Annotated in this window: 10 protein-coding genes; 4 read left to right on the top strand and 6 right to left on the bottom strand. The window is 71.1% G+C overall.

All coding sequences use genetic code 11. From position 1 onward, the window contains the following. Positions 1-121 precede the first annotated feature (121 nt). Both recO and Q0R63_RS07545 read left to right on the top strand, forming a co-directional pair. The gene (gene recO / locus Q0R63_RS07550) at positions 122-1,012 is read left to right on the top strand and encodes a DNA repair protein RecO (protein WP_295695919.1); all 891 of its coding nucleotides are present in this window, start codon (positions 122-124) and stop codon (positions 1,010-1,012) included. Next, positions 1,009-1,806 carry an isoprenyl transferase gene (locus Q0R63_RS07545; protein ID WP_295695917.1) on the top strand — a complete coding sequence of 266 codons (798 nt, stop codon included), beginning with the start codon at positions 1,009-1,011 and terminating at the stop codon, positions 1,804-1,806. The genes recO and Q0R63_RS07545 overlap by 4 nt, the downstream gene beginning before the upstream one ends. 2 nt (positions 1,807-1,808) lie before the next feature. Here Q0R63_RS07545 and Q0R63_RS07540 read toward each other — a convergent pair whose 3' ends face one another. After that, positions 1,809-2,528: a hypothetical protein gene (locus Q0R63_RS07540; RefSeq protein WP_295695915.1), complete on the bottom strand. Its 720-nt coding sequence runs from the start codon at positions 2,526-2,528 to the stop codon at positions 1,809-1,811. Between the two features lie 151 nt (positions 2,529-2,679). Here Q0R63_RS07540 and Q0R63_RS07535 point away from each other — a divergent pair, with 151 nt between their 5' ends. Beyond that, positions 2,680-4,173 carry an NAD(P)/FAD-dependent oxidoreductase gene (locus tag Q0R63_RS07535; RefSeq protein ID WP_295695913.1) on the top strand — a complete coding sequence of 498 codons (1,494 nt, stop codon included), beginning with the start codon at positions 2,680-2,682 and terminating at the stop codon, positions 4,171-4,173. 17 nt (positions 4,174-4,190) lie between these two features. Here the strand turns inward: Q0R63_RS07535 and Q0R63_RS07530 are convergent, their stop codons facing one another. Next, entirely contained in the window at positions 4,191-4,649 is a 459-nt protein-coding gene (locus Q0R63_RS07530) for an SgcJ/EcaC family oxidoreductase (protein WP_295695911.1), read from the bottom strand. A 70-nt stretch (positions 4,650-4,719) separates the two neighbouring features. Between Q0R63_RS07530 and Q0R63_RS07525 the strand changes: the two genes are divergently transcribed. After that, positions 4,720-5,181, top strand: coding sequence for a MarR family transcriptional regulator (locus tag Q0R63_RS07525; RefSeq protein ID WP_295695909.1), 462 nt, complete (start codon positions 4,720-4,722; stop codon positions 5,179-5,181). Between the two features lie 21 nt (positions 5,182-5,202). Here the strand turns inward: Q0R63_RS07525 and Q0R63_RS07520 are convergent, their stop codons facing one another. Genes Q0R63_RS07520 through Q0R63_RS07505 form a run of 4 tightly spaced genes read right to left on the bottom strand, consistent with a single transcriptional unit; the run spans position 5,203 to position 8,366 of the window. Beyond that, positions 5,203-5,595, bottom strand: coding sequence for a Fur family transcriptional regulator (locus tag Q0R63_RS07520; protein ID WP_295695906.1), 393 nt, complete (start codon positions 5,593-5,595; stop codon positions 5,203-5,205). Further along, the gene (locus Q0R63_RS07515; protein ID WP_295695904.1) at positions 5,595-6,572 is read right to left on the bottom strand and encodes a metal ABC transporter permease; all 978 of its coding nucleotides are present in this window, start codon (positions 6,570-6,572) and stop codon (positions 5,595-5,597) included. The genes Q0R63_RS07520 and Q0R63_RS07515 overlap by 1 nt, the downstream gene beginning before the upstream one ends. Then, positions 6,565-7,419 carry a metal ABC transporter ATP-binding protein gene (locus tag Q0R63_RS07510; RefSeq protein ID WP_295695902.1) on the bottom strand — a complete coding sequence of 285 codons (855 nt, stop codon included), beginning with the start codon at positions 7,417-7,419 and terminating at the stop codon, positions 6,565-6,567. The genes Q0R63_RS07515 and Q0R63_RS07510 overlap by 8 nt, the downstream gene beginning before the upstream one ends. Continuing rightward, entirely contained in the window at positions 7,410-8,366 is a 957-nt protein-coding gene (locus Q0R63_RS07505) for a metal ABC transporter substrate-binding protein (RefSeq protein WP_295695900.1), read from the bottom strand. The genes Q0R63_RS07510 and Q0R63_RS07505 overlap by 10 nt, the downstream gene beginning before the upstream one ends. Positions 8,367-8,383: the final 17 nt, after the last annotated feature.

The raw sequence follows: 8,383 nt of genomic DNA, 5'->3' as shown, positions 1-8,383 counted from the left end.
GGTTGACGCCCGCTATAACGGGCGTCAACCCCCTTGACGCAGCGTCAACCCCCGCGGGGTGGGATGGGCGGTGGGTGCGTGTCATGGCGAACCCGGGCCGCTGGTGGGGGAGAATGCCAGCGTGCCCCTCTACCGAGACGAAGCGGTCGTCCTGCGGACGCACAAGCTCGGTGAGGCCGACCGCATCATCACCCTGCTGACCCGCAACCGAGGGCTCGTGCGCACGGTCGCCAAGGGGGTCCGGCGCACGCGGTCGCGCTTCGGCGCCCGGCTCGAGCCCTTCATGGTCATCGACATCCAGTGCTACGAGGGCCGCAACCTCGACACGGTCACCCAGGTCGAGACGCTCGCGGTCTACGGCGACGCGATCTGCCGCGACTACACGGCATACACCGCGGCGACGGTCATGGTCGAGACCGCCGAGCGCCTCTGCGAGGAGCACGAGCCGGCGACCCAGCAGCACCTCCTGCTCGTCGGCGCGCTGCGCTCGCTCACCGGCGGCGAGCACGACCCCAGCCTCGTCCTCGACGCCTTCCTGCTGCGCTCGATCGCGATCGCCGGCTGGGCGCCGAGCTTCTACGACTGCGCGAAGTGCGGCGCGCCTGGCCCGCACCGCGCCTTCAACATCGCTGCCGGCGGCACTGTCTGCACCGTATGCCGCCCGCCCGGCTCCGCTGCTCCGGCGCCGGAGACGATGCGGCTCCTGGCTTCGTTGCTGAGTGGCGACTGGGTCATCGCCGACGGCTCCGAAGCGCGCGACCGGCGAGAGGGCAGCGGGCTGGTCAGCGCGTTCCTGCAGTGGCACCTCGAGCGAGGGGTCCGGTCCCTGCGCCACGTCGACCGCGACGGCACCCGGCCACCGGCCCCGCCGCGACGGACGTTGCCGCTCAAGGCTGCTGGCGCGCACGAGGACGGCGTCGACCTCGCCGCCGTTGTGCCGCCGCTGGGCAGCCACCCGGCCCTCGACCGCCACCTCGGCGCGACACAACCCGACGTGAGAGAACCGGTGTGACCCCTCGCGAGCCGGGCGCGGCATACGCAGCACCGTTTCCGCACCCGAGCGGGGCGACCCCGCCGGCCCTCCCCCGGGAGCTCGTCCCACGGCACGTCGCGATCGTCATGGACGGCAACGGCCGATGGGCCAACGCCCGGGGGCTCCCGCGCACGAAGGGTCACGAGGCCGGCGAGGCCTCGCTGCTCGACGTCGTCGCCGGCGCCATCGAGATCGGCGTGACCCACCTGTCGGCCTATGCCTTCTCCACCGAGAACTGGCGCCGCTCGCCCGACGAGGTGCGGTTCCTGATGGGCTTCAACCGCGACGTCATCCGCCGTCGGCGCGACCAGCTCGACGAGTGGGGCGTGCAGATGCACTGGGTGGGCCGTCGCCCGCGGCTGTGGCGCTCGGTGATCCGCGAGCTCGAGGTCGCCCAGGAGCTGACTCAGGACAACACCGGGCTGACGCTCTACTTCTGCGTCAACTACGGCGGACGCGCCGAGATCGCCGACGCGGTGGTGCGCATCGCGGAGGAGGTCAAGGCCGGTCGGCTCAAGCCCTCGTCCATCGACGAGAAGACGATCCAGCGGCACCTCGACGTGCCGTCGATGCCCGACGTCGACCTCTTCGTGCGCTCCTCCGGGGAGCAGCGCACCTCGAACTTCCTGCTGTGGCAGTCCGCCTACGCCGAGATGGTCTTCCTCGACACCCTCTGGCCCGACTTCGACCGGCGCCATCTCTGGGAGGCGATCGAGACGTACGTCGCCCGCGACCGGAGGTACGGCGGAGCGGTGGACACGCCGTCGGCCTGAGGTCAGCCGGTGGTGCTCGTGCCCGACGCGCCGGTCGTCGTGGTCGTCGTGGTCGTCGAGCTGCTGAGGTTCTCGTCGGTGACGAGCAGTGAGCCGTTGTCCGCGGCCGCGAGGCAGAGCTGCACCCAGACGGTCTTGCTGGGCGTCCTGATGACCCAGGTGGTCACGGGGGAGGACTTGATCGATCCGTAGCCGGTGTTGAGGGCGCTGGTCGTGGTCTCCGGCAATGCGTCGAGGTAGGCGGAGGACGCCGTGCTGTCCTGGACCACGACCGTGCCACCCAGTGCCGTGACGGCCTTGGCTACCTCCTTGGGGAAGTTGGGCACCGTGTCGGCGGTGTCCGCCTTGCGCAGGAACGACTGCCACGTCGTACCGGTGACGACGTGGAACCCCGTGCCGACCCAGAACGGGGTGTCGAAGTCGGCGAGCTTGTCCTCCGTCTGGAGCTTGATGGTCGCGGGGAGGGCGAGATAGGGCAGGTCGGCGCCGAGAGTGGCCGTCGAGGTGGGCAGTGTGCTCGTGTCGAAGGGGACGGCGGCGACGGCGGCGGTCGTCGAGGTGCCGGAAGACGAGTCGCCGCTCGTGTCGGAGGAGGACGACGACGAGGACGACGACGAGGACGTGCTGGTCGTGCTGGTGGCGCTCTTCGACACGGAGCAGCCGCCGAGGACGAGCGCGCCGAGGGTGGCGCCGCAGACCATCGCGGTGACGTTGCGGTGCATGGGTTCCCCTGTTCCTGACGTGGATGGGCGTCGGCGCCGCGGTCGGCCCGCCATGGGCACGAGTTTAACGATGCCGCTGACATGGACGGCGGGGGAGTGAGTTCGGTTCCTCCGGCGGGGAGGGCGGTCACAGGCGTCCTACGCTGAGCCCATGGCACCGGATGCAGGGGTTGGACAGGACACGTGGGACGTCATCGTCATCGGCGGCGGCCCGGCAGGCGAGAACGCGGCCGACTACGCGATCAGGGGGAGCGACCGGACCGCGGTCATCGTCGAGTCCGAGCTGGTCGGCGGTGAGTGCTCCTACTGGGCCTGCATGCCGAGCAAGGCGCTGCTGCGACCGATCGAGGTCCTCGAGTCGGCGCGCCACCTGCCCGGGCTCGTCGGTCGCACGAGCGCCCGGGGCATCGACGTGAGAGGCCTGCTCGGTCGCCGCGACTCCTTCACCTCGCACCTCGACGACTCCGGTCAGGTGAAATGGGCCAACGACGCCGGCATCGACGTGGTCCGCGGTGTCGGTCGGCTGCGAGGCCCTCGGACGGTCGAGGTCGCGGCGGGCGACGACCCTCCGCGGATGCTGCACGCCCGTCAGGCCGTCGTCCTCGCCACCGGCACCGGCGCGACCGTCCCCGACCTCCCAGGTCTGGCCGAGGCCCTGCCGTGGACCTCGCGCGACGTGACCAACCTCCACCAGGTGCCGCGTCGCGTGGCCATCATCGGCGGTGGTGTCGTCGCCTGCGAGGCGGCGACGTGGCTGCTCGGCATGGGCGTCGAGGAGCTGACGGTGATCGACCCCGGCGAACGCCTGCTCGGTCGGGCCGAGCCGTTCGCCGGTGAGCTCGTGCGCCAGTCGCTCAAGGACCGTGGGGCGCGGATCATCCTGGGCTCGGCGGTCACCGCGGTCGACCGAAAAGGGCCGCTGGACAAGGGAGTCGGCCACATCAGCGGTGGGCCGGTCACCGTGCACCTCGGCCGGCGGCGGAGGTTCGTCGTCGACGAGGTCGTGGTCGCGGCCGGCCGCACGCCGAACTCTGCCGAGCTCGGTTTCGAGACCCTCGGCATCGCCGACCGGGTGGCCGGCAATCGCGGCTACGTCGAGGTCAACGACCGCCTCCAGGTCGAGGGGGTGCCGGGTCAGTGGCTGTATGCCGTGGGTGACCTCAACGGTCGCGCGCTCCTCACCCACATGGGCAAGTACCAGGCCCGCATCGCCGGTGCAGTCATTGGTGCCCGGGCAGCGGGGGAGCGCGCCACCGGTCGCGAGTACCGCGACCTCGCGAGCGAGCGCGCAGTCCCATCCGTGACGTTCACATCGCCCGAGGTCTCCAGCGTCGGGCTGACCGAGGCCGCGGCCCGCGACGCGGGGATCGACGTGGAGACCGTGGAGTACGACCTCTCGTGGGTGGCCGGGGCCGCGCTGCTCGAGGACGGTTACACGGGCCGGGCCAAGCTCGTCATCGACCGTGCCAAGGACACCCTCGTCGGCGCGACGTTCGTCGGCAACGGCACGGCGGAGCTGATCCACTCCGCGACCGTCGCCATCATCGGCAACGTCACCCTGGCCGACCTCTGGCACGCGGTGCCCTCCTACCCCACGGTCAGCGAGATCTGGCTGCGGCTGCTGGAGACGCGTCGCCAGGGCTGAGGAAGGTCGTCCTGGGGTCAGGCGCTGCGGTTGCGGTCGAACAGGCGCTGGACGCGCAGCAGCAGCCGGTTGCGCCTGGTGTTCTGGAAGGCGGCGCACCTCCATAGCGGGTCGCCGGCGCCGTCCTCCTCCTCGACCAGCGTGAAGGTCTGCAGCTTGTCGCGGCGGATCGTCCTGCCCTTGCCGATGCCTCCCTCGGTGAGGACGACGGCGGTCCCGGGCGCGATGTGCCTGGCCTGGATGATGCGCATGTCCATCCGAGTTCCCTTGAGCCAGCTGGCGAACAGCCGCGCGTGCGCGCGCTCGATCGCGTCGCGACCGAGGGAGGCGTCTCCCACGTAGATGACGTAGCTGGCGTCGGGAGTGAACTGCGCGGCATACGCCCTCGCGTCGCCGGCGTCCCAGGCGGCGGTGATCCGGTCCAGGCAGGTGCGGATCCCGATGTCCAGCTCGAGGTCCGGTGCGGTGATGACCATGACTCCTCCTGCTATGTTGGGTGTGTGAACGCAATAGTTGCATGGATACACATGATTGTCGAGCGGGACGATGACTGAAGCTTCCGCCGACTACCGCCGCTACCTCGCCTCGCTCGTGCTCTTCCACCTCGCCGCGGCCGACGCGGTCGGGATGGGTCCGACCGACTACCAGGCGTCGAGCCTGCTGGACGTCGAGGGAGCGATGACGACCGGTGCGCTCGCGCAGCGGATGGGGCTGACCACGAGCGCGACGACGCGCCTCATCGACCGGCTCGTCGACTCCGGCTACGTGCGGCGGGTCGCCGACCCGGACGACCGCCGGCGGGTGCTCGTCGAGCACACGGGACACGTCCCCGACCGGCTCGCCGAGATCCTCGAATCGGTGCGCGTGCCGATCGCCGAGGTCGTGACCGGTCTCAGCGCGCCCCAACAGAGGGGCCTGGCGACCTACTTCAGGGCCGCCGGCGAGACGTATGCCGCGTCGGCGCAGGACCTGCGCGCCCGGGCCCGCGCCGGCTCGGCCGCCGGATAGAGCGTGCCGATTCCATGCAGGTCAGGCCGGGCACTCCGAGCAGGTGCCGATGATCTCGAGGGTGTGGCGCACGTCGCGAAAACCGTTCTGCGCGCTGATCTTGTCGGCCCACTTCTCGACCATCGGTCCCTCGACCTCGACGGTCTTCCCGCACGCCCGGCAGACGAGGTGGTGGTGGTGGCCGGTGCTGCAGTGCCGGTAGACGGACTCGCCGTCGTCGGTGCGCAGCACGTCGACGTCGCCGTCGCCGGCCAGGGTCTGCAGCGTCCGGTAGACCGTGGCGAGACCGATCGGGTTGCCCGACGAGCGGAGCCGGGCGTGCAGGTCCTGGGCCGAGGTGAAGTCCTCGCCGGACCGCAGCGCCTCGGCGACGGCGCTCTGCTGCCGCGTGAGCCGTTTGGGGGTCTGCACCATCAGCGCCGCACCTCCTGGTCGTGCTCGTCGTAGTGGCCCTCGTGGGGCGCGTGCCGGTGTCCGTCGTGCAGGTAGTCGACGTGGTCGCCGTGCGCGACCGCCGGGTGGCCGCACTGCACCCCGTGCTCGTGGGCGTGCCGCTCGGCGCGCTCGTGCCGCCGCGCGGCCAGTCGGCCCCGGAGCGACGCACCGATCGCGGCGACGAGGAAGAAGCCGATCGCGAGGATGACGATCGTGCCGCCCGAGGGTGTGTCGGCCTCGTAGGACACGACGACGCCGCCCACCGCGGACACCAGGCCGATGAGCATGGCCAGGCGCATCGACGTGCGGAAGCTGGTCCCGAGCAGCTGCGCCGCGGCGTTGGGCACGATCATCAGCGCACTGATGAGCAGCAGACCGACGATGCGCATCGAGACGACCACCGTGACCGCGGTGAGGATCGCGAGGGCGATGTTGAGGGCGAGCACGGGCATCCCGCTCGCCCGGGCATACTCCTCGTCGTTGGCGACGGCGAACAACCGGGGCCGCAGCAGCCAGGTGCCGACGATGACGACGAGTCCGAGCACGCCGAAGACCCAGAGGTCGCTCTCGCGCACCGTCGTGATCGCCCCGAAGAGGTATGCCGTGAGGTTGGCCGGGGTGCCCCCTGGCGCCTTGCCGATGATGACGACGCCGAGGGCGATGCCCCCGTAGAAGATGATCGCCAGGGCGACGTCGCCGTTGGTCCGGCCGTTGGCGCGGATGAGCTCGATGACGACCGCGGCGACGACCGCGAGGGCGAGGGCCGACCACACGGGCGAGGTGTTGGTGAACAGCCCGATGGCGACGCCGGCCAGGGCGACGTGGCCCATCCCGTCACCGATGAGCGAAAGGCGCCGCTGGATCAGGAAGATGCCGACGAGCGGCGCAACGAGGCCGACGAGCAGCGCCGCGAGGAGCGCGCGCTGCATGAAGCCGTAGGCGAGGAGGTCAAGCACGACGACCACCCGAGCGGTCGAGGGGCCCGGCCCCCGGTGTGCCGGGCAGCCCTGCGGCCCTGCGCATCTCGTCATCGTGATGGTGGGTGTGGTGCTCGTGGAGGACGGCCCCGGACTGTCGGCCGAAGTCGTCCGCGGGGCCGTCGAAGGACACCCGGCCGTTGTCGATGACGACGACTCGGGTGACGACGTCGACGAAGGCGTCCATCTCGTGGGTGACGATCACCATCGTCACGCCCTGGGCGGCGAGCCGGCCGAGGACCTCGGCGAGGACGTGCTGGTTGGCCGTGTCGACGCCGGCCGTCGGCTCGTCCATGATCAGGACGTCGGGCTGGGAGGCGAGGGCGCGGGCGATGAGCACCCGGCGCTGCTGGCCCCCGGACAGGGTCGTGACGTCGGCGCGGGCCCGGTCGGCGAGCCCGACGACGTCGAGGGCCCGGTCGATGACGGACTGGTCGGTGCGGTTCGGTCGGTCGAACCACGACTGGCGCACCAACCGGCCGGTCGCGACGATCTCCTCGACCGTCGCCCGGACCGACGTCGAGAGCGTATGCCGCTGGGGCACGTAGCCCACCCTGGCGTGGTCGCGGAACCGGTCCCGCGGGACACCGAACAGCTCGAGGTCACCACCGAGGTGCTGGGTCAACCCGAGCAGCCCGCGGACGAGGGTCGACTTGCCCGACCCGTTGGGTCCGAGGACGGCGACGACCTCCCCGGCCCGCACGTCGAGGGTGACGTCGGAGACGACCGCGCGGTCGGCATACCCGAAGGAGGCCGACCGCAGGGAGATGATCGGGGGAGCGGTGCTCGCGCCGTCGACCTCCGGCGCCGACGCCGTCACGAACACCCTTGTCCCTGTTGCAGGGTCACGAGATTGGAGCGCATGACCTCAAGGTAGTCCTTGCCGACGGACTTGCTGGTGAGGCCCTCGATGGGGTCGAGGGTGGCGACCCTGGCGCCGGTGGCGTCGCCGACGGTCTGGGCGAACTTCGGCTCGACGAGGGTCTCGGCGTAGATCGTCGTCACCCTGTGGGCCTTGACGAAGTCGGCGATCCGGCTGAGGTCGGCGGCGGAGGGCTCGACCTCGGGGTCCAGCCCGGTGATCGGCACCTGGGTGAAGCCGTAGCGCGTGCTGAGGTAGCCGAACGCCGCATGGCTCGTGACGAGGTCCTTGTTGGTGCAGGTCTTCGTGCCGGCGGCGAACTCCTGGTCGAGCGCCACGAGCTTGGCGACGAACGCGGTCGTGTTCTTCGCGTAGTCGGCGGCGTGGCCGGGGTCGACCTCGGCGAGCTTGGCGCCGATGGCCTTCGAGACCGCCTGGTAACGCTCGGGGTCGAGCCAGAAGTGCGGGTCCTTCGCGCCGGCGGCGGGTGCCTTGCCCCCCTCGGCCGGGGCGGCGAGGTCGAGGTGCGCGGTCGGCGCGACGTCGAAAGCGCGGTCGGCAGCCTGCTGCGAGACGGCCTCGTCGACCGCGGGCTGGAAGCCCGTGGCATACACGACGAGCTTGGTGTCGGTGACCGTCGCGACGTCCTTCGGGGTGAGCTCGACGTCGTGCGGCTCGGCGCCCGGCTTGGTCAGGCTCGTGACGTGGACGTGGCTTCCGCCGATCTGCTCGATCGCGAACTCGATGGGATAGAAGGACGCGACGACGTCGAGGGTCCCGCCCGAGCCATTGCTGCTGCTCGCTGCCGACGAACCGGAGCACCCCGCCAGGGCGGTCGCGCCGAGGAGGGTGACGACAGCGAGCCCGACGAGATGGCGGGGGCGGGCTCGAGGCAGGTGGCGGTTCGACATGTCCCCAGTCTGGCCCG

It is taken from the genome of Lapillicoccus sp. (assembly GCF_025353065.1).
Taxonomy (GTDB): domain Bacteria; phylum Actinomycetota; class Actinomycetes; order Actinomycetales; family Dermatophilaceae; genus Lapillicoccus.
Note: the sequence above shows the minus strand (reverse complement) of the source record. Positions and strands in the feature narration are given on the sequence as shown.